This window comes from Roseimicrobium gellanilyticum (assembly GCF_003315205.1).
In the GTDB taxonomy this organism is placed as follows: Bacteria; Verrucomicrobiota; Verrucomicrobiia; order Verrucomicrobiales; family Verrucomicrobiaceae; genus Roseimicrobium; species Roseimicrobium gellanilyticum.
Genome location: NZ_QNRR01000002.1, coordinates 151,648 through 170,787, shown reverse-complemented (window position 1 = coordinate 170,787; position 19,140 = coordinate 151,648). Strand labels below are relative to the sequence as shown.

The window sequence follows — 19,140 nt, the reverse complement described above, 5'->3', positions numbered from 1 at the left end:
CCACGCTGTTTACCTTTCCCTTCAATTCCCCGGCATCACCCTCCCGACTCCCGCTCCCCCACACACTCCCGCATGTCATCACACCGCTCCCGCAACATGGCTCTTCTGGCCGCCTTCCTCGGCTGGATGTTCGACGGATTTGAAATGGGCCTGTTCCCGCTGATTGGGCCTGACGCGCTCAAAGATCTGCTGGTGAACACAGTGGCTCCCGAGGACATGGCAAAGACGGTGAGCAGCTGGTTTACAGTAATCATCGCCACCTTCCTGGTGGGTGCGGCCACGGGTGGTGTCTTCTTCGGCTGGCTCGGCGACCGCATCGGTCGCGTGCGCGCCATGACGTTCAGCATTTTCACGTACGCCATCTTCACGGGCCTCTGCGGTTTCGCCACGGAAGCGTGGCAGATCGCGCTGCTGCGTTTCGTGGCCTCCCTCGGCATGGGCGGTGAGTGGGCCCTCGGCGTGGCGCTGGTGAATGAACTATGGACGAAGGGCAGCCGCGCGTGGGTCGCGGGGGCCATCGGTGCGGCAGCGAACATCGGCTACCTGCTCGTCGCCCTGCTCAGCCTTGGCATGAGCGCCTTCATCGGCACCATCACGGGCTGGTCCACCGCATTGGGCGCTTCGGACGACCTCAACAAGTACCTCTTCGACCATGGTGCCTGGCGCTTCCTCATGATCTCCGGCGCCTTTCCCGCCATCCTCATCTTCCTCATCCGAATCTTCGTCCCCGAGTCGGACAAGTGGGAGGAGGAGAAGAAGGCCGGCTCCACCTCCTTCTGGAGCACTCCTGATCTCCTCGGTGTGCTGTTCGGCGCCACGGTGGCTCTCTTTATGATCTATGCGTGGTCTCCCATGGGCTTCGATGCCACTTGGGCCACGATTGTGACGATCACTGGATTCGGCATGGTCATCTGGGGCTTCCTGCTACCCGTCCGCCGCTATCTCCACCGCGCCGCCTCGGCGGGTACCATGACTCACGACACCCGCATTACCATCCGGAAGAATCTGCTCATTGGCGCGACCTTGGCGGGAATCGCCCTGCTGGGCACTTGGGGTGCAGCTCAACATGCCCCGAAGTGGTCCGGTTCCTTGAACCTGCATGGCACGAGTCCCGTAGAAGTGAAGGCCTACACCCAGCTCGCCACGGCCTTCGGCGCGTGCGTCATCACCCTGCTCACCCCGGTGCTGGCGGACATTCTGAACCGCCGCCTCACCTACCTGCTCTGCTGCATCCTCGCCATGGCCTCCTCCATCACGTTCTTCCAAACGAACACGGAGATTGGCACCTGGTTCTTCATCAGCGCGTTCCTCATGGGGGGACTTACGGCCTCCTTCTACGGCTTCTTCCCCCTCTATCTGCCGGAGCTCTTCCCCACCGCCGTGCGGGCCACCGGGCAGGGCTTCTGCTTCAATGTCGGCCGCATCATCGCCGCCGTCGGCGGATTGCAATTCGCCAATTTGGAGAAAGGGTTTGGCGGGGCGGTGAACGCCTACACCATTCTCTGCTCCGTCTATATTGTGGGCATGGTTCTGGTGTGGTTCGCTCCAGAGACCAAAGGGAAGAAACTGGTCTGAAGAAGGTTTCGGAAGGATGCAACCTTTTGCGTCCCGTTCTGCATCAGCGCCGTACACCTTTTTTACACGTCACGCCGGAGTGAAACATGATCGGGCAGATTGCCCCGGAGTATCCATTGTGTCTTGACATCCGGCTGACTCGTATGCCTTTGTGCTTTTTATGTCCAAAGCCCTCATCATCGCCGAAAAGCCCAGCGTAGCGGCCGATCTTGCCCGCGCGCTCGCCAAGGCTCCCGGCATGACCACGTTCCACAAGGAGAACGACTATTTCGAGAACGAGACCCATGTCATCACCTCCGCCGTGGGTCACCTGCTGGAGCAGGAAATGCCCATGAAGGATGGCAAGAAGATCGGCTGGGGCTTCACCACCCTGCCCATCCTTCCCGAAAAGTTCGAGCTCAAGCCCATCGACAAGACCGCCGACCGCTACCGGGTGGTCTCCCGCCTCATCAAGCGCAAGGATGTCGGTGAAATCATCAACGCCTGCGACGCCGGGCGTGAGGGCGAGCTGATTTTCCGCAACATCATCGAGGCCACCGGCACCCACAAGCCCATCCAGCGCATGTGGATGCAGTCCATGACCAACAACGCCATCCTGGAGGCCTTCCAGCAGATGCGGTCAGACGAGGACATGCAGCCCCTGGCCGCCGCCGCGAAGTGCCGCAGCGAGAGCGACTGGATCGTGGGTATTAATAGTACGCGCGCGCTCACGGCGCTGAATTCCCGCCACGGCGGCTTCCGCCTCACCCCCGTGGGCCGGGTGCAGACCCCTACTCTCACCATCATGGCGAAGCGTGAGCGGGAGATCGCGAACTTCGTTCCGCGCACCTACTGGGAAGTGCATGCTCTCTTCGGCGTGAAGGCCGGAGAATACGCCGGCCGCTGGCTGGATGAAGCCTGGAAGAAGGACGAGACGGACGAGCACAGCAAGGCCGAGCGCATCTGGGACAAGGAGGTGGCCGAGGCCATCGTGGCCCGCTGCACGGGCAAAGAGGCCATCGTGGAGGAAACCACGAAGCCCACGCGCCAGATTGCTCCCCTTCTCTACGACCTCACCAGCCTACAACGCGAGGCCAGCAACCGCTTTGGCTTCAGCGCCCGCCGCACCCTGCAGCTCGCGCAGTCCCTCTATGAGCGCCACAAGGCACTCACCTATCCCCGTACGGACTCCCGCTTCCTGCCGAATGACTACATCGGCACCGTGAAGGGCACCATCAAGAGCTTCTCCCAGCTTACGAGTGCGAAGTCCGGCGCCTTCCCCACAGAGCTGCGTCCCTTCTGCGACCGCATCCTGGACAACGACTGGGTGCGCCCGAACCGCCGTATCTTCGACAGCAGCAAGGTGAGCGACCACTTTGCCATCATCCCCACCGGGCAGATGCCGCCCAAGAGCCTGGATGAGGCCGAGCAGAAGCTCTATGATATGGTGCTGCGCCGCTTCCTCGCGGTGTTCTTCCCGGCCGCCGAGTTCGACGTGACGACGCGCATCTCCCGCATCGGGGATGATGCCTTCAAGACGGACGGCAAGATCATGCGCGTGCCCGGCTGGCTGGAAGTCTACGGCAAAAAGGCCGCGGACGAGCAGGACGGCGAAGGCGGTGGCAAGGTCCTCGTGCCGGTCGCTCCGAATGAGAAGGCCAAGGTGCAGGACATCGAGACCCGCCAGGAAGTCACCAAGCCCCCACCCCGCTACAACGAAGCGACCCTGCTCTCCACCATGGAAGGCGCAGGCAAGCTGGTGGAGGACGAAGAGCTCGCCGAAGCCATGAGCGAGCGCGGCCTCGGCACACCCGCCACGCGCGCGGCCATCATCGAAGGTCTCATCCACGACAAGTACATCGAGCGCCAGCAGCGCGACCTCATCGTCACCACGAAGGGGCTCGAACTGGTGGACCAGCTCAATGAGATTGGCGCGGAGACGCTCTCCTCTCCGGAACTCACCGGCCAGTGGGAGTACAAGCTGCGTGAGATGGAGCATCGCCGTCTCGATCGCGTGAGCTTCATGAAGGACATCCGCACGCTCGCGGCAGACATCGTGGACAAGAGCAAGGCGTACGTGAAGACCATGAAGGAAAAGGCCTTCCCGGACTTCCACGCCACGTGCCCCTTCTGCGGCAGCAAGGCCTTCAAGCAAACGACGGACTACTACCTGTGCAAGGGTGACAACTGCAAGCTGCGCGTCTTCAAGAACGTGGCGGGCAAGGAGCTCACCGAGGACCAGGTGCGCACGCTTATCGAGAAACGTTTCCTCGAGCCGATGGATGGATTCCGCAGCCGCCTGGGCAAGGAATTCCGCGCCGGCATCGAGATCAAGGAGGACAAGAAGGTCAACTTCGTCTTCGAGAAAGGCCAGAGCGATGAACTGGATTGGGATGAAGCCCCCGTGCTCTGCCCCTGCCCGGTGTGCGCCAAAGCCGGACGCAAGTCAGACATCCACGTCCTGCCCAACGCCTACGCGTGCAAGATCGCGATGACTGACCAGAAGAAGTGCAACGCTCGCCTGCCGCGTGAGCTCTGCAAGAAGGCCATCACCGAAGAGAACGCGAGGAAGTTCTTCACCGAAGGCAAGACCGGGCTCATCGAAGGCATGATCTCCAAGAAGGGACGCCCCTTCAGTGCCATCCTCGTGTGCAACGTGGGCGGCAAGCGCCTGCTGAGCTGGGAGTTCCCCCCACGCGAACCCAAGCCGAAGGCCGCCAAGAAGACGGCGACCGCGAGGGAGAAGTTCGGGAAGAAGAAGGCTGCAGGTCCGGCTGCAGATGCGGAAGAGGGCTGAGTTGTCACCACTTCCCTCTGTCACTCAAAAAGTCACGATCCTCTCAGGCACCAGCACGACATCACCCGGAGAGAGGGTGATGTCTTCAGCAGGCACGCGAAGGTTCACCGTCGCTTTCGCAGACGGTGGCGTCTTCTTCATGCGCAGGTCAGGGGACTCCCCGGGCAGGTGACAGGTTTCCCACATCGAGTCCAGACTGTCATCGACCCAGTTCACAACAGTCACCAGCAATCCCTTGGTGCGACGTCCCAGTTTCACGTGCCAGGCAGGATTGACGTCGTACACCTGAACTTTCCAGAACCCGAATGGCGTCAGCCCACCAGCGTCGGTGACCAATTGCTTTGCGGTCAGGCCTTGCTGCCAGGGATACTCACCCTGTTTTGCCACCGCGCCGATCACCTTCACCATGCCACTTTTGGGCGCCGTGGAGGAAGGCGCGAAGGCGAGCCAGCAAAGGACTGCCAGAAGCGACGCTCCACACACCAGCCATACCGACCATCGATTCCTCAGACGCATGTCCGGTTGTAGCACTTCGGGACTTTCAGCGTCAAGGATGCACGCCCCTTGTTCCTTGACTTTGGGTGTCACCGAAAGTCCAATCGCACATTCCCTTCCCATTTCCGCCATGACCCTCTTCGAAAAGATCATCGCCCGCGAGATTCCCGCCGACATCATTTATGAAGATGACTTCTGCGTATCCTTCCGCGACATCAATCCGAAGGCACCGGTGCATGTCTTGATTGTGCCGAAGAAGGTCATCCCCCGTGTCGGTGATGCTGTGGCGGACGACCAGGCGACGCTCGGCGCGCTGCTGCTGGCAGCGGGGAAAATTGCCACCCAACTTGGCGTGAACTCCACGGACAAGGGATTCCGTCTCGCCATCAATCATGGCAAGGACGCTGGCGAGACCGTGCCGCATATGCACGTGCACCTGCTGGCCGGGCGTGAACTTGGCTGGCCGCCGGGCTGAGCCAAGGCAGCTCAACGTAGCTCGCGAGCCCCTTCGCGAGATCTCAGTGCAGGGCAAAAGACCCTCCAAGGAAGTTTCGGTTCATCATGTTCCGAACATCAAGGCCGATTGCCCGGCATCGCCCTTTGGTGCGGCTTTGGCGTGGCCAGCCCACCGACCGACTCTCCTCGCGAAGGGACTCGCGAGCTACGTTGAGCTACAGCAGCCACCATCCCCTCCATTTCCTGAAGGAAAAACTTGCCATTTTCGCATTTTCTGGGAAATCTTAAGGAACCCCTTATTTTCAAGAAACCTTAAGCTGGTAGGCCATGATACGTTTCCTCCTTCCTGTGGCAGCGCTTGCTTGCAGCGTCGCATCCGGCGTCGCGCAGAACTACCAAGCCCAGTACCCCTACGATCCGTACAACGCGGCGCCTGCCCCGCAGCAGTATCAGGAATACCAGTCTTCCCCCAGTCAGCCGAACTACAGCTATGGCGGCGGCGGTGGTGGTGACTACACCAAGCAGAGCTATGGCTCCGGCGCAATCAGCTCCGGGGGTGGCGGACGCTATGCTGAACTCCTGAGCTGGGGCCACCTTGAAGGCCACTATGCCTACAATGACTTCCGCGGCGATGACAAGCTGGACGGCGACAGCGGCTTCGGCGTGAACCTGCGGGTGGCGTTGATGAAGATCGGCTTCCTCCACTTTGGCCTCGACCGCATCCTCGCAGAGGGACCGAATGCGCAGGACCTCTCCCTCACCACCGCAACCGTGGGTGGTGGCGTCTTCCTCCCCGTGACAGAACGTTTCCACATCTATGGCGAAGTCGGCTTCCGCTACGACTGGACCGGTGGCGATCTGGACTACATCTACGAAGATGACATTTCGCTCTTCCTACGTCCCGGGGTCCGCTTTGCCGTGACCGAGAACTTCGAACTGACAGCGAGCGTCCTCTTCTCTGATACGGAGAATTTCAACGAGTACGTGATTGAGGTGAGCGGCTATTATGCCCTGCTCGACTGGCTGGATGTCGGCGGCGGTGTGGACTTCGGCGACGACTACAACACCTACCGTCTGGGTGGGCGCTGGAGGTGGTAGTAGAAAGTAGTCCGCCGAGCCTCGGCGGTCACCGTGATACTAGCCAGCGCATTCCTCTCTCTCCGCAGCCGAAAAAAAACGGCTGCACACGAAGCTCAATAGGCACCACGCACCAGCTTGGGATATGCCTAACCACGCATCGCCTGAGCCGCCGAGGCTCGGCGGACTACTTTCCTTGTCCAATCCATCGTGATTGGCACTTGCAGGGTGTACGCCTTTCCCACCCTGATGAAGCCCGCCTTCCTGTTTCTCCTCGTCCTTGGCTGCCTGATGATGAGCGCCATCTCACACGCTGCTCCGGAGAAGACCTATGACCTCGTTGTCTACGGCGGCACACCGGGAGGCATTGCCTGTTCCATTGCCGCAGCACGCGAAGGCAAATCCGTACTCCTGCTTGAGACGACGAAACACCTCGGCGGCCTGACCACCGGCGGCCTCTCCCACACCGATGTGGGACCACGCCCGGAGATCATCGGCGGCATCGCCAAGGAATTCTTCGTCAAAGTGGACGCACTCTACGCTGACCCAAATCGCACGGCTTCGAAAGACTTCTGGTACCAGGAGCCGCACATCGCGGAGCAGGCCTTCACCGCCATGCTGCAGGAGGCCAAGGTGGATGTGGTCTTTGGCTCCCGAGTGAAAAACGTAGAGAAGAAGGGAGCACGCCTTTCTTCGCTGACCACACTGGATGGAAGGACCTATGAGGGCCGGCTGTTCGTCGATGCCAGCTACGAAGGCGATGTCATGGCGCTCGCCAAGGTGGACTACTACGTGGGCCGCGAAGGACGCGCGGCATTCGATGAACCCCTCGCCGGCTTCCGTCCTGCACCGTTCCGATTCCGCGAGAAGGAATACATGGTCAGCCCTGACAAGAAGTACACTCACGGCACGCCGGCAAAGATCTCTGCCTATGGAAAGGACGGCAAGCTGCTGCCGGGCATCAATACCAAGTGGACCGAGCCAGGCACCGCAGACAACAAATCCCAGGCCTACAACTTCCGCGTCATCCTCACGAACAACGCCGCCAACCGCGTGCCCATCCCCAAGCCGGTGAACTATGACCCGCTGCGGTACGAAATTCTCGCTCGCATCATCGATGCCTTCCCCGGTGTGAGGTATGAGAAGCTCGTCTTCCTCGGCGCGCTGCCAAATCAGAAGTTCGATGCGAACGCCAGCGGTCTCGTGCAGGGCACCGACCACGTGGGCGGAAACGTGGACTATCCAGACGCGGACTACGCCACACGCGATCGCATCTGGCAGGACCATCGCGAATATGTGCAGGGCTTCCTGTGGTTCCTCGCCAATGACCCACGCGTGCCCGCGGAACTCCGTGCCCAGGCCAGCGAGTACGGGCTGGCAAAGGATGAATTCACCGACAACGAGAACTGGCCCTACCAGCTCTACGTGCGTGAAGCCCGCCGCATGCGTGGCCAGTACATGATGAGCCAGCGCGATTGCCAGAAGGCCATCACCAAGCCGGACAGTATTGGCATGGGGGCCTTCATCCTGGACTCCCACGCGGTGCAACGACTTGTGGACAAAGAGGGGTATGTCATCGATGAGGGGAACTTCGACATTCCGGTACGCCCCTACCAGATTCCCTACCGCAGCGTAACGCCGAAGAAGGAGCAGTGTGAGAACCTGCTGGTGCCCGTCGCACTCTCCGCCACGCATGTGACCTATGGTTCCATCCGCATGGAGCCCCAGTTCATGATCCTCGGCCACTCCACCGGTGTGGCCGCCGCCATGGCCTTGGAGAAGAACCTCCCTGTGCAAGACATCGATATCGCTGCTCTCCGCACCAAGCTGGTAGCCCAGGGACAAGTGCTTGAACTCGCCTCCCTCGCGAACCTGACCTTGGCAGAGAACCTTCCTGGCATCGTGGTCGATGACGAGGCGGCCACCTACGCAGGAAGCTGGACCTCCAGCGGCTACGGCGACCCCATCGATGGCACCAGCCACAATGACGGCGATGGCAGCAAGGGCAAACTGAGCGCCCGGTTCGAGACCTCCCTCCCCGAGAGCGCCACCTATGAGGTCCGCCTCGCCTACTCGTCCGCCCCGAATCGAGCGAAGAACGTTCCCGTGAAAGTGGAGCACGCCAAAGGCAGCGACACCGTGTCCGTGAACCAACAGCAGAAGCCCACGGTGGAGAAGTATTTCGTCTCCCTCGGGAAGTTTGAATTCACCAAGGAGAAGCCGGCTGTGGTGACCGTGAGCAACGAAGGGACGAAGGGGTATGTGGCGGTGGATGCGGTGCAGTGGGTGCGGGTAAAGTAGCGAAGCTCGTAGCCCAACGTAGCTCGCGAGTCCCTTCGCGAGTCATTGTAGCTGAACCTTGGAACCCCACCAAAAATCCATTTGGCACCCCGTCTTCACACTGGCATTTTCTCTATAAATGCCGAGAATATTCCGCTTCTTCCAGCCCAACATTCCGGTATCGATTTCCTATCGCAATCTACCCCACTGGGAGCAGCCAGACGTCTGCTACTTTCTCACGTTCAGGACCGCCGATTCTCTTCCCTCCCACATTCTTACCGAATACCAAACACAGAGATTGCTGTGGCTTGAAGCCAGAGGCATCAACGTCTCTTCCCCACATTGGCATCAGCGTCTTGAAGCGCTCTCGGAAGGTCACCGTATCGAATTCCATCGCACCTTCACCCGCAAGATGCATGCACATCTCGATGCCGGACATGGCCAGTGTCCATTTAGAAATCCAGCTCCCCGCAAACTGGTTGAGGAGACGCTTCTCCACTTCGACTTGGTCAGATACGTCTTGGGTGGTTTTGTGATCATGCCAAACCACGCGCATGTGCTTGTTCAATGCCTCGGTGACACAAGGTTGAAAGCCATGAGCAACTCATGGAAACACTTCTCTTCGCGAGACCTCAACACTCAATCGGGAGGAAGGCTATTGGCAGATGTGCCGACTGACAAAGCGGGCAAATTGCGGAGAGCTTCCGTGTGGCAGGGTGAAACCTATGACCATATTGTCAGAAGCCGGGAGCAGTTTGAGCATTACCGACAGTATCTGGCCGCGAACCCAGAGAAGGCAAAATTGAGGGAGGACGAGTACACGTTGTTTTTGCCGGAGGTGGAGTTCTCGGACGACCAAGGAATGGCACCCTGCTGACTCGCGAGCTACGTTGGGCTGCGCCCACTTCAAGCCTTCTTCGTCTTCACCGCCCTCACCCGCTCGGGAAAGAGCTCGCGACAGATAGGGCACACGGTGCCATCACACCCCCGCGCCGTGCAGTACTCGCGGCCATAGTAGATGATCTGAAGGTGCAGTTTGTTCCAAGTTTCTTTCGGGAAAAGGCGCTTCAAGTCCCTCTCCGTCTGCGTCACGGACTTGCCATCGCTCAATTTCCAACGCTGGGCCAGACGGTGAATGTGGGTGTCCACCGGGAAGCTCGGCACGCCGAAGCTCTGCGCCATGACCACTTGGGCGGTCTTGTGGCCAACACCGGGGAGTTCCTCCAATTGCTCCAAGTCGGCAGGCACGTTCCCGCCATGCTTTTCAATTAAAATACGTGAAAGAGTGGAGATGGCCTTGGCCTTCTGCGGACTGAGACCGCATGGCCTGATGATGGCCTGAATCTCCTCCACTGGCACCTCCATCATCTTTTCGGGGGTGCGCGCCAGGGCGAAGAGCTTCGGTGTTGTCAGGTTCACCCGCACATCCGTGCACTGGGCGGAGAGAAGCACGGCGATGAGCAGGGTATAGGCGTCCGTATGGTCGAGCGGGATGGGTGGCTCCGGATAGAGCTTGGTGAGGCGGGCGAGGACGTGGGCGGCGCGTTCGGTCTTGGTCACCGCGCCATGCTAGGTGGGATGGCTTACCATGAAACTGGAAAGTCGAGCCAGACGGCCTCGCGTGCAGAATTCACCACCAGGTGTGCTACCCCCGCATCGGAATCTCACCACGAAGCTCAAGCTGATAGGCCAGCACAATAACGAGGGCCAGGCTCAGAAGGTAAAAGACACTCCAGCACACAACCCCAAACCAGTACATCACAGGAGCCTTCGCGCGCTCAAAAGTACCCCAATTGTCCTCGTGCCTTCCCTCCCGCAACGATTGGGTCACTATGGCACCGGGCCCAAATCCAAACACCAGCGGGATCAGATACAGCCAGGTGAACTTCTGGGTGATGATACAAGCCCCCAAGGTGGCCAATACGTGGGGAGCCAGCACCAATGCCATGGTGCGAGGGCGACGCAAAAGCTCCCGGAGGGCCCGCGTGGGATCAGAGATGGGAAGGGTCCATCTCACCCTACGAGCTCCGCTCAATCCGCTTCACCATCTGTTGAATGTGAGGATACTTCATGCGGGGCTTCATGATTTCCACGCTCTTGTTGAAGGAGCCCCACTTGAGCACGCTGATGTTCACCTTCTTGGCTCCCCACTGGTTCATGGCAGCCTTGTTGGGTTTGTACAGATCGATAGTATTCGTGCCAACGAGGGCTGAGCCGTAGTCGTCCACTTCATAGACGTAGGGTTCGCCTTCAATCTTGAAGACCGTGCCGACGGGGTACACCGACCAATCGGTGGCGGCGCTGCGGACGTTGCCATATTTCAAGGGGGCACCCGTTGCAGCCTTGGCTCCGTACTTCACATGGTCCGACTCTGAATGGGTGTACGCCGTCGTCTTGACGCCGTTGATGCGCTTGGCGTTCGCAAGTTTGGTGCTGCTGCAGGAAACGCATCCCACGCAGAGCGCGGCCAGCCCGAGAAGACGGAGAATGTTCAGCATAGATTAATTAACTTCTCTGAAGTGGTTCCTCATTTTGCCGGAAGCGTGGAAATAGGTCAACCTTTAAAATCTAAGGGTAGGTTTGGGGTTGACATGTGTGGAATAGAGAAAATAAAAAGCGGGAGAGACGAACCCACATCTGATTGATTCAGAGCAAGTTATACTCTCCCGCCGAGTACCCATCCGGAGAGGGATAGGCACGAGCGGTCAGGAATTAGCAGGCGTCGTGCCGCGCTCGATCTTTTCGACCATTTCTCGCACGTGAGAATTGCGCTTTCCGCGAGGCTTCATGATGGCCAGGCTCTTCGCGAAGGACCCCCATTTGATCACGTTGATGTTCACGCGCCGCACTCCCCACTTGTTCATGGTCGCCTTGTTGGGCTTGTAGAGGTCGATGGTCTGGGTGCCGACAAGGGCGGAGCCATAGTCGTCCACTTCATACGTATAGGGCTCACCCTCGATCTGGAAAACGGTGCCTACCGGATAGACGGACCAGTCGGCGGCGGCGCTGCGGACGGACCCGAATTTGAGTTTGCTGCCAGCGGCGGTCTTCACGCCGTGTACGAGATGGTCACTCTCGGTGTGGGTGTAGGCGGTGGTCTTGACATCCTGGAGGCGTTGGGGGCGCGGGGCGGATGGGTTGCCGGCTACGGGGCTGGAGCAGGAGGCGGTACAAGCGCTGATCACGATCAGAGCGGAGAGGCGACGTATGAGCATCAGTTCGGTTCGGGTTGTTCGGCACACTCTGCCGTCTGGCAGGGCGGACGGAGAGCTTCCCACCCCCCTCCCCCCTGTCAACTGCAAATGGCACGACGGAATCGCTTGACGAACAGCGAAAACGGGTTCGGGATGAGGGCGGAAAACGCCCTCATTTTTCTCCATCCATGCCTGCCCCCAATCCCCTGCTCCAAGAGTACCTCTCCCAGCTCGCCGCCCGGGGTGTGACGCACGTGGGGCTCACTGATGAGGCTCGGGCAGTCCTGGCGACGGTACAGGGCGCGCGCCAGCAGCAGGTGACCCCTCCCGCCACCGCAGGTCGCACTGCAACGCCGGGCATAGCTTCTTCAAGTCCACCTTCATCGTTTCGTACCCCCCAACCCGCGGACACGCCAAGCGCGCCGCGCCCTTCCCCAGCAGGCACGCCTCTCCACCCGACGCAGCCTGTCAGCCCCGGATCCTCGGCCAGTCCCGCCCGTTCCAAACGTGAGCTGCTGGATGAGCTGGCTCGGGAGGCGGAAGGCGGAAAGCAGGCCCGGGAGCTCGGTACCCTGCGGGACATCATGGTCTTCGCCGTGGGGAATCCAGACTCGGACATCATGTTCATCGGCGAGGCCCCGGGGGCGGAAGAGGAAAAGCAGCGCGAGCCCTTCGTGGGACCTGCCGGCCAGCTCCTGACCAAGATCATCCAGGCCATGGGCCTCCGCCGGAGCGAGGTGTACATCAGCAACGTCTGCAAGTTCCGCCCGAAGATCGATGACGGCCGCATGCAGGGAAGCAAGAACCGGGCGCCCACCACCGGGGAGATGCTTGCCTGCCAGCCCTACATCATGGCGGAGATCAATATCATCAAGCCGCGGGTCATCGTCTGCCTTGGCGCCACGGCCTCGACGGGCCTCGGCATCGAGGGCACGGTGGGCAGGCTGCGTGGCCGGGTCCAGGAATGGCGGGGGCACCCCCTCGTGGTCACCTATCACCCCAGCTACCTCCTCCGGCGCGAGGCCGAGGACGGCGGCGGTCTGGCGGAGAAGCGCCTGGTCTGGGAGGACATGATGCGGGTGATGGAAATCGTGGGGCTCCCCATTTCCGACAAGCAAAGGGCGTACTTCAGCCGGGCGAGGTGAGAAAGGGGTCCGACAGAAAGTAGTCCGCCGAGCCTCGGCGGTCACCATGGCACTATCTTTCAGTCGCCATCTCCCCGCAGCTTAAGAAACACCCGTTCCGATGCTCGACGGCGGTTACACGGCTCGGTTCGCCGCGTAGCCAACTCTCCTGACCGCCGAAGCTCGGCGGACTACTTTCCCGCCAGCGCCGACGGCGTCTGACACCCGACGATGGCCGGAGCCTCGTGGACAAGCTCGTCATTCTCCAAGGCAGCCACCATGAAAAGCGCGAAGTCCACTCTTCGGGTCATGTTGCTCTGCAGGATGGGATCCCCCACATGCCTGCTCCAGACGGGCAGGCCCTGACTTTCGCCCTCCTCCAGATCGCTCCCGCGTACCACGGTCCAGCGGGTGTCGCTGGCAAAGATGCGACGGCAAGCCTCCACTTGATCGTCGATCTCCACCAGGCGGAGCAATTTCGTGAGCCAGGTGACAACCCTCAGCAATGTCACAAAGGTCTTCGAGTACACGTCCTTCCCATCCTTGGTGATATGCCATCCGCAAGAGAAGATGAGGCGTGCTCCGGACTTGGCGTAGTCCATCACAGCCTGGGCAGTGCCGGAGGAGTACTGCTGCACACCCCACGGGGCGAGCACGACGAGCACGCCATCACAGCCATCAACGGCTTTCTTGATGAGCTCACGATCATTCGTCATGCCGGGGAGAACCGTGATGCGCTCCTTGTAGGGGTCGAGCTTGGCAACGCTCCGCTCACGGCAGACGCCCCCCACCTCATAGCCGCGTTCCAAACAATGCTGGACCATGTACCGCCCCAGTTTGCCGGAAGCTCCTACGATGCAGACTTTTTTCATGCTGAAGTTCGTACGACACGCGGTGGCGGCCAGGGAACAAGCAAACTGGATCAGGCGCGCAAAAGCAAACATCGACATGTTGCAATTCCCTCATGTGTCACACTTGTCACATTCCCTCTTTTCCACGTAACACTTCCCTGCGCAGACTGCGGCATGGCGAAGAAGAAAGCGACCCCCGCAAAGGCGAAGAAAGTTTCAGCAAAGAAGAACTCTGCCAAAGCACAACCCAAAGCCAAGAAGACGGCGGCGGCTGAGAACTACTCCGACCTCTACGCCCGCATTCACCAGGAAGTGATCGATGGCGTGGATGAAGAGCTGGAGATGGAACTGGAGGACCTGAGCGAGGAACGTCCAGGCCAAGATGATGATGAGCGGAAGGAATTCCGCCGGCACTACTTCAAGGAACTGCACCGGCTGCAGATTGAGCTGGTACGCCTGCAGGACTGGGTCTCCAAGACGAAGCACAAGCTGGTGGTGATCTTCGAAGGTCGTGATGCCGCTGGCAAGGGTGGCGCCATCAAGCGCATCACGCAGCGGCTGAATCCCCGTGTGTGTCGCGTGGCTGCTCTCCCCGCCCCCACCGAACGTGAGCGAACCCAATGGTACTTCCAGCGTTATGCCTCCCACCTGCCCGCCGCTGGTGAGATGGTGCTCTTTGACCGGAGCTGGTACAACCGCGCCGGTGTGGAGAAGGTCATGGGCTTCTGCACAGATGAGGAGCTGGAGGAGTTCTTCCGTTCCGTGCCTGAGTTCGAGAAGATGCTCGTGCGCTCCGGCATCCAGCTCATCAAGTACTGGTTCTCCGTGACAGATGATGAGCAGGAGTTCCGCTTCCACTGCCGCATCCACGATCCGCTGAAGCAGTGGAAGCTCAGCCCGATGGATCTGGAGTCCCGCCGTCGCTGGGAGGCCTACACAAAAGCGAAGGAAGTCATGCTCTCCCGCACCCACATCCCCGAGGCCCCCTGGTGGGTCGTGCCCTCTGAAGACAAAAAGAAAGGCCGGCTCAACTGCATCAGCCACCTCCTGAGCCAGGTGCCCTATGAGACGGTGGACCACACGCCTATCAAGCTGCCTCCACGCGTCCACACGGATGGGTACAAACGCCAGCCGGTGCCACCGAAGATGATTGTTCCGGAGAAGTACTAAGAAATTAGTCCGCCGAGCCAACGCAGCTCGCGAGTCCTTTCGCGAGATCCCAGTGTTTGTCATGCTCCCTGACTCGCGAGCTACGTTGGAAGGGCTCAGCCCTTCCCCTTATAGACCACACGGGGAAACGTTTGGCCCCGCTGTCTGATGGGCAAACCAGTCTTCCATCTGCGGGAGCATTCCTGCCACAGACGATGCCAATCCTGAATACAACGCCAGGTCAGAGCCGAAGGCCTGGAACGAAAACCAGTCCTCCTCCACACTGCTGTGGCCGTTCTTGCGAGCCTGCAGGCGCGCGCGCTCGGGGAACAGGACATGCTCCAGCATCAGCTTCTCCTCCGGAACCACCTCTCCCCATGAGGTGAGCTTCTCCCCACGAGGATGAATTCCAAACTCCAGGAAGAACGCAGTACCCGGCTTGTTCTGGTTGATCGACAGGAAGTAGATGTAATCTCCTGAGAACTTTTGGAGTCTGGGATACTTCCCAATAAATCCTGCGGCATTCAAGGCAGGCACCAGTTCCGCCTTGATGGCCTTGTTCATGAGTTTGGCGGGAGTAGTGGGCATCACGCAAGGAAATTGGAAACTCAACTCTTCCATGTCTCACCAAGGTCGGGTCCCGCGGTGTGGACCTGCATCGGGAATGTTGTCCGGCCCATCCTCTGAGTCTGCTTGGGGAGATTTTTTCGCATCGGGCTTCCAGTAGAAAATCGACACTACGATGAGGAGCAATCCAATAAAAACAAAACCCAACAGCTTGTCGAAGTCAGGGGGCTTTCGACCTGCTTCGAAAAGGAGGACCTTGCTGAGATCGACTTTCGGAAAATTGTGCTGCAGCAACATCCGCTCCTCGCCCCTCAGGGTATGCCAGTCATCCATGAACATCCCCTTGATCTCATCAACACGCACAACGCCACTAGGCCGATCACGCACCTTCATTGCAAAAGCCTCCTCTTTAACGAGGACGCGAAACACCTCAGGGACCGTTCCTTCCTGGGGAGGTTCAGAAACAACCGGATACCACATGTACTCGACATATTGCTCAGGATCTGGGCGTGCTTGTCCGTCAGGCGGGAGCCTTGTAGTTGAAAAGACCAGACGGTTCCGAATGGCATAGTGCGCCTCAAGAATCGCGTGGCGATTGGACACCTGCGCTCCGGCCTCCAGCTCCTTCAAAGAATAGCGGGTGGGCGTTGCCCTACACTCCCATCCCAGCCTGGCTTCCATGAACGCTGCGATGAGAAAAATCACGCCCAGAGCCATGCATAGAAAGCGTCCCACGTCTTCTCGGTTTGTGGACGACTATCACGGCCTCGCAACTTTCGCAACGAAGTTCACGACCAGCATATGGCCCTGCAAATGGCACCTCGGCATTCAACGCGCGCGTTTCGATGCCTTCCGCACATGCTGCCAATCTTCAAACACCAGGAAGAGCCACAGGGGATTTCTCCGGAAGCGGCGTCCCCAGCTCACACGGTCTCCTCTTGCCTGCTTCGCATTCGTGCTCATCCATGAGGCCACCTCGCCATCATCGGCGCCAGTGGCCACGAACTCACGCAGGGCTCCAGCCTCCAGTCCCACAGCGCGGAAGAATCTTTGATCCATGGGACAATTGTAGTGGTACTCGCCCTGAAGATTCAGCAAATCAGCCCGGCACTTGTCCACGAGCCGGGCAGCCACCGCGGGGAAATCCGGACTCAAAGTGTCGTACGGACTTCGGGGAGCGAGTTGATTCAGGTCGCGGGCGAGAGCACGGAGTCTTTCGGTATTCATGCCGCTGTCGTAGACAGTCGAGGGTCGCCGTTTGTTCGTGAATCTATTCGGTGCCCCTCCCTACCATTCACTTAAAGTGAAAGAGCAATCGCGAATCCCTAAAAGTCTCCGGTTGAAAGATGCCGGAGGTTCCATCGAGACTTATGGCGAGGAAGGACTCGTCTTCCGACTTGAACGCTTCACGCAAGGTTACCATGGGCACACCAAAATCCTTTGGTGGTTTGTATCGGAGCGCGGGCAAATCCAGGATCTGAGCAGGCAAACTCTTGACACTGCGGCTGGCATCAAAGCAGTACTCAAGTTCGTGGTAGATTGCCTCAAGAAACTTGCCCCTCGACTTGGGTCTCGCAATGAAATCCAAGTAGCGATCCTTGCGACGGCAAAGCGCACGCTCAAGAAACTGCTGCAAAGCGGATACTTCCACCATGGGTTGCAAATAAGGCTTTTTGCAGCGGGATCTGGACTTTCAGGGAATCACTTCCCCGCATTCTTCGCAATGAAGTTCACAATCGGCGTGCTGTCCTGCAGACCATGCGGATGATGCCCCACCCCGGCCTTGGCAATCAACTCAATGGTGCCACCTAGCTTCCGATAGTTCTCCGCGAGCACCAGCGTGTTTTCATCGGGCGGCACGACATCATCCGCATCACCGTACACGTGCAGCAGCGGCACCTTGTTCTTCGCGAGAGGCGCGAGAGAGTCCACGGGATTGCCTTTGTAGGCCACAGCTTCCGCTTCATCCTTGAAACCCCAGAGCTCCAGCACACGAGCCCAGTTTTTCGGATCGCCCTTGCCTTTTCCTTTGCCGCCGGGCCAGCTCTTGAAGTCACACACAGGTGCGTCTCCATAGATGCAGGCGACCTTGGTGGGATTGGCAATCGCCCAGTCGTAGCAATACAATCCCCCACGGCTCAAGCCGACGAGGGCCACCTTCTTGGCAAAGCCGTACTCCTTGGTGAGGTGGGCGTAGAGGGCATTCCAATGCTGCACCGCGGGTGGTGAACCAAGCATGTCCGGCACCTTCAGGTACACGATGTGGAAACCTTTGCCGAGCAGGGCGATGTCCGGATCCGGCTTGTGCCCGAAGAACTCTCCATGCCACACCCAGGGTTTTCCGGGTGCAGCTTGCTTCGGCGCGACGACCGTGGCCATCTTGCCATCGACCTCGAACTCATACTTGTCGTAGCCGTTCCAGGTGCTGCGCTTGCCGGGATACAGCGCGGGTGTACCCGCAGGCACCGTCGGAGCGGTTGCCGGAGCCGCAGGTGTGCCCGCAGCGGGCTTCTCTGTCTTCCCTGCGGCGGTAGCACCGGTAGTGCGCTGGTTCAGTTGCTCTTCAATCTTCTTGCTGATCTCCGCCGCCTTGGCCTCTGCCTGATCGATCGGAAGACCGGCAGCCACACCAGGACGCTTGTGACCACACTCGCTGAGCCACGCGGCTTTCAGCACGCGTTGGCGTTCGCTCACGAGTTTGTAGAGCGCATTGAGATTGCCCTCCGGCTTGATCAGATCATCCAGCGTCACTTTCGACTCCACGCCCCAAGCTTTCAGAATCTGCTGTGTCATCACCCAGTGGCCTTCCGCATTGGGATGCACACCATCCTTTGCGAAGAAGAATGCCGGATCCACCACACGGCGCTCGCGCAGCGCGTCATTCATCGGGCCATGGATATCGATGACCTTCCAGCCATTTTTGCGCTCGCTGATGAGCCATTCGCTATAGCGATCCAAGACACGGTTGTAGCCTTCGAAGGGCTTCGGATACGCATTGAGCCCAGCGGGCAGCACCTTGTCCTTGATGGGTACGGGATCGAACGTGGGCGGAGTGACATGCACTATCTCGGCACCCGCGGCCTTCGCCTTTTCCCGCAGCTTCTTGATGCCTGCGACATACTTTTGGAAGCGTTCGTCCTTGAGCGGAAAGTAGATGCCGTCATTCATCCCGTAACAGGCGACCACGAGATTGGGCTTCGTTTTCGCCAGCACGCGATCCAGGCGCTCATGCAGATCCGGGCGCGGGAACTTTCCATCCGCGTGGCCTGCCTCGGAAAGTCCGGAAACCGTCTCGCTGCTCAGGCCCACCGCGATCACTTCCGGGCGATAGCTGGTCTCGGTCAGAAGGATGGTCTCAAGGAACTCAAGGTACTGGCCGTTGTGTGTGATGCTGTCACCGAGGAAGACGATGCGTTTCGCGGTGGGCAGCTCTGCCTTGGCAGCAGCGGCCTTCGGAGATTGCGCAGCCACTTGCAGTGCTGCTGCGAGGACAAGAGCGGAAATGCGGAGGAGTTTCATCAAGGAAAACGGAAAGCGTGGCACAATGGAGCACGCCCTCCGGCTCATCACAAGGCGTCATGCCCGGCAGCGTGTAC

At 59.6% G+C, this 19,140-nt stretch carries 19 protein-coding genes; 8 read left to right on the top strand and 11 right to left on the bottom strand.

The genetic code is table 11. The annotated features are described in order from the left end of the window. The first annotated feature begins 72 nt into the window (after positions 1 to 72). A complete protein-coding gene (locus tag DES53_RS05980) occupies positions 73 to 1,575 on the top strand; it encodes an MFS transporter (RefSeq protein WP_245958103.1) in 1,503 nt (500 codons plus the stop codon). A gap of 160 nt (positions 1,576 to 1,735) precedes the next feature. Then, positions 1,736 to 4,351: a DNA topoisomerase III gene (locus DES53_RS05975; protein ID WP_113957327.1), complete on the top strand. Its 2,616-nt coding sequence runs from the start codon at positions 1,736 to 1,738 to the stop codon at positions 4,349 to 4,351. A gap of 24 nt (positions 4,352 to 4,375) precedes the next feature. Here DES53_RS05975 and DES53_RS05970 read toward each other — a convergent pair whose 3' ends face one another. Continuing rightward, a complete protein-coding gene (locus DES53_RS05970; protein WP_147263237.1) occupies positions 4,376 to 4,867 on the bottom strand; it encodes a polysaccharide biosynthesis/export family protein in 492 nt (163 codons plus the stop codon). Between the two features lie 109 nt (positions 4,868 to 4,976). On the opposite strand from DES53_RS05970, the gene DES53_RS05965 reads away from it, so the two are divergent. The 4 genes from DES53_RS05965 (at position 4,977) to DES53_RS32425 (ending at position 9,536) form a co-directional block, all read left to right on the top strand. Continuing rightward, positions 4,977 to 5,321 (top strand): HIT domain-containing protein, encoded by a 345-nt coding sequence (locus DES53_RS05965; RefSeq protein WP_113957325.1) that lies wholly within the window; start codon positions 4,977 to 4,979, stop codon positions 5,319 to 5,321. A gap of 308 nt (positions 5,322 to 5,629) precedes the next feature. Then, on the top strand, positions 5,630 to 6,400 hold the full coding sequence (locus DES53_RS05960) for a hypothetical protein (protein ID WP_113957324.1): 771 nt from the start codon (positions 5,630 to 5,632) through the stop codon (positions 6,398 to 6,400). A 228-nt stretch (positions 6,401 to 6,628) separates the two neighbouring features. Continuing rightward, on the top strand, positions 6,629 to 8,680 hold the full coding sequence (locus DES53_RS05955) for an FAD-dependent oxidoreductase (protein ID WP_113958111.1): 2,052 nt from the start codon (positions 6,629 to 6,631) through the stop codon (positions 8,678 to 8,680). Positions 8,681 to 8,798: 118 nt separating this feature from the next. Beyond that, positions 8,799 to 9,536, top strand: coding sequence for a hypothetical protein (locus DES53_RS32425; protein WP_147263236.1), 738 nt, complete (start codon positions 8,799 to 8,801; stop codon positions 9,534 to 9,536). Positions 9,537 to 9,565: 29 nt separating this feature from the next. Here DES53_RS32425 and nth read toward each other — a convergent pair whose 3' ends face one another. From nth to DES53_RS05925, 4 genes are all read right to left on the bottom strand, one after another. Beyond that, positions 9,566 to 10,219: an endonuclease III gene (gene nth, locus DES53_RS05940; RefSeq protein ID WP_113957321.1), complete on the bottom strand. Its 654-nt coding sequence runs from the start codon at positions 10,217 to 10,219 to the stop codon at positions 9,566 to 9,568. An 85-nt stretch (positions 10,220 to 10,304) separates the two neighbouring features. Next, positions 10,305 to 10,607, bottom strand: coding sequence for a hypothetical protein (locus DES53_RS05935; RefSeq protein WP_113957320.1), 303 nt, complete (start codon positions 10,605 to 10,607; stop codon positions 10,305 to 10,307). A 70-nt stretch (positions 10,608 to 10,677) separates the two neighbouring features. Then, a complete protein-coding gene (locus tag DES53_RS05930; RefSeq protein WP_113957319.1) occupies positions 10,678 to 11,157 on the bottom strand; it encodes a 3D domain-containing protein in 480 nt (159 codons plus the stop codon). Between the two features lie 207 nt (positions 11,158 to 11,364). Further along, entirely contained in the window at positions 11,365 to 11,874 is a 510-nt protein-coding gene (locus tag DES53_RS05925; RefSeq protein WP_113957318.1) for a 3D domain-containing protein, read from the bottom strand. A 167-nt stretch (positions 11,875 to 12,041) separates the two neighbouring features. Here DES53_RS05925 and DES53_RS05920 point away from each other — a divergent pair, with 167 nt between their 5' ends. Next, entirely contained in the window at positions 12,042 to 12,998 is a 957-nt protein-coding gene (locus tag DES53_RS05920) for a uracil-DNA glycosylase (RefSeq protein ID WP_113957317.1), read from the top strand. A gap of 170 nt (positions 12,999 to 13,168) precedes the next feature. Here DES53_RS05920 and DES53_RS05915 read toward each other — a convergent pair whose 3' ends face one another. After that, complete coding sequence (locus DES53_RS05915) at positions 13,169 to 13,849, bottom strand: NAD(P)-dependent oxidoreductase (RefSeq protein WP_113958110.1); 681 nt, start codon at positions 13,847 to 13,849, stop codon at positions 13,169 to 13,171. A 153-nt stretch (positions 13,850 to 14,002) separates the two neighbouring features. On the opposite strand from DES53_RS05915, the gene ppk2 reads away from it, so the two are divergent. Further along, positions 14,003 to 14,998 carry a polyphosphate kinase 2 gene (gene ppk2 / locus DES53_RS05910; protein ID WP_113957316.1) on the top strand — a complete coding sequence of 332 codons (996 nt, stop codon included), beginning with the start codon at positions 14,003 to 14,005 and terminating at the stop codon, positions 14,996 to 14,998. A 108-nt stretch (positions 14,999 to 15,106) separates the two neighbouring features. On the opposite strand, the gene DES53_RS05905 is transcribed toward ppk2, so the two are convergent. From DES53_RS05905 to DES53_RS05885, 5 genes are all read right to left on the bottom strand, one after another. Continuing rightward, the gene (locus DES53_RS05905) at positions 15,107 to 15,565 is read right to left on the bottom strand and encodes a DUF4304 domain-containing protein (protein ID WP_113957315.1); all 459 of its coding nucleotides are present in this window, start codon (positions 15,563 to 15,565) and stop codon (positions 15,107 to 15,109) included. A gap of 36 nt (positions 15,566 to 15,601) precedes the next feature. Next, the gene (locus DES53_RS05900; RefSeq protein ID WP_113957314.1) at positions 15,602 to 16,261 is read right to left on the bottom strand and encodes a hypothetical protein; all 660 of its coding nucleotides are present in this window, start codon (positions 16,259 to 16,261) and stop codon (positions 15,602 to 15,604) included. Positions 16,262 to 16,372: 111 nt separating this feature from the next. Beyond that, positions 16,373 to 16,771, bottom strand: a complete 399-nt coding sequence (locus DES53_RS05895) for a DUF5069 domain-containing protein (protein ID WP_113957313.1) — start codon at positions 16,769 to 16,771, stop codon at positions 16,373 to 16,375. A 67-nt stretch (positions 16,772 to 16,838) separates the two neighbouring features. After that, complete coding sequence (locus tag DES53_RS32820) at positions 16,839 to 17,198, bottom strand: hypothetical protein (RefSeq protein ID WP_113957312.1); 360 nt, start codon at positions 17,196 to 17,198, stop codon at positions 16,839 to 16,841. Between the two features lie 47 nt (positions 17,199 to 17,245). Continuing rightward, a complete protein-coding gene (locus DES53_RS05885) occupies positions 17,246 to 19,063 on the bottom strand; it encodes a GDSL-type esterase/lipase family protein (protein ID WP_113957311.1) in 1,818 nt (605 codons plus the stop codon). Positions 19,064 to 19,140 lie beyond the last annotated feature (77 nt).

Bases quoted from the DNA above. Each gene is read 5' to 3' on its own strand.
- DES53_RS05980 (WP_245958103.1), top strand. From the start codon at position 73: ATGTCATCACACCGCTCCCGCAACATGGCTCTTCTGGCCGCCTTCCTC.
- DES53_RS05975 (WP_113957327.1), top strand. From the start codon at position 1,736: ATGTCCAAAGCCCTCATCATCGCCGAAAAGCCCAGCGTAGCGGCCGAT.
- DES53_RS05970 (WP_147263237.1), bottom strand. From the start codon at position 4,867: ATGCGTCTGAGGAATCGATGGTCGGTATGGCTGGTGTGTGGAGCGTCG.
- DES53_RS05965 (WP_113957325.1), top strand. From the start codon at position 4,977: ATGACCCTCTTCGAAAAGATCATCGCCCGCGAGATTCCCGCCGACATC.
- DES53_RS05960 (WP_113957324.1), top strand. From the start codon at position 5,630: ATGATACGTTTCCTCCTTCCTGTGGCAGCGCTTGCTTGCAGCGTCGCA.
- DES53_RS05955 (WP_113958111.1), top strand. From the start codon at position 6,629: ATGAAGCCCGCCTTCCTGTTTCTCCTCGTCCTTGGCTGCCTGATGATG.
- DES53_RS32425 (WP_147263236.1), top strand. From the start codon at position 8,799: ATGCCGAGAATATTCCGCTTCTTCCAGCCCAACATTCCGGTATCGATT.
- DES53_RS05935 (WP_113957320.1), bottom strand. From the start codon at position 10,607: ATGGCATTGGTGCTGGCTCCCCACGTATTGGCCACCTTGGGGGCTTGT.
- DES53_RS05930 (WP_113957319.1), bottom strand. From the start codon at position 11,157: ATGCTGAACATTCTCCGTCTTCTCGGGCTGGCCGCGCTCTGCGTGGGA.
- DES53_RS05925 (WP_113957318.1), bottom strand. From the start codon at position 11,874: ATGCTCATACGTCGCCTCTCCGCTCTGATCGTGATCAGCGCTTGTACC.
- DES53_RS05920 (WP_113957317.1), top strand. From the start codon at position 12,042: ATGCCTGCCCCCAATCCCCTGCTCCAAGAGTACCTCTCCCAGCTCGCC.
- DES53_RS05915 (WP_113958110.1), bottom strand. From the start codon at position 13,849: ATGAAAAAAGTCTGCATCGTAGGAGCTTCCGGCAAACTGGGGCGGTAC.
- ppk2 (WP_113957316.1), top strand. From the start codon at position 14,003: ATGGCGAAGAAGAAAGCGACCCCCGCAAAGGCGAAGAAAGTTTCAGCA.
- DES53_RS05905 (WP_113957315.1), bottom strand. From the start codon at position 15,565: ATGCCCACTACTCCCGCCAAACTCATGAACAAGGCCATCAAGGCGGAA.
- DES53_RS05900 (WP_113957314.1), bottom strand. From the start codon at position 16,261: ATGGCTCTGGGCGTGATTTTTCTCATCGCAGCGTTCATGGAAGCCAGG.
- DES53_RS05895 (WP_113957313.1), bottom strand. From the start codon at position 16,771: ATGAATACCGAAAGACTCCGTGCTCTCGCCCGCGACCTGAATCAACTC.
- DES53_RS32820 (WP_113957312.1), bottom strand. From the start codon at position 17,198: ATGGTGGAAGTATCCGCTTTGCAGCAGTTTCTTGAGCGTGCGCTTTGC.
- DES53_RS05885 (WP_113957311.1), bottom strand. From the start codon at position 19,063: ATGAAACTCCTCCGCATTTCCGCTCTTGTCCTCGCAGCAGCACTGCAA.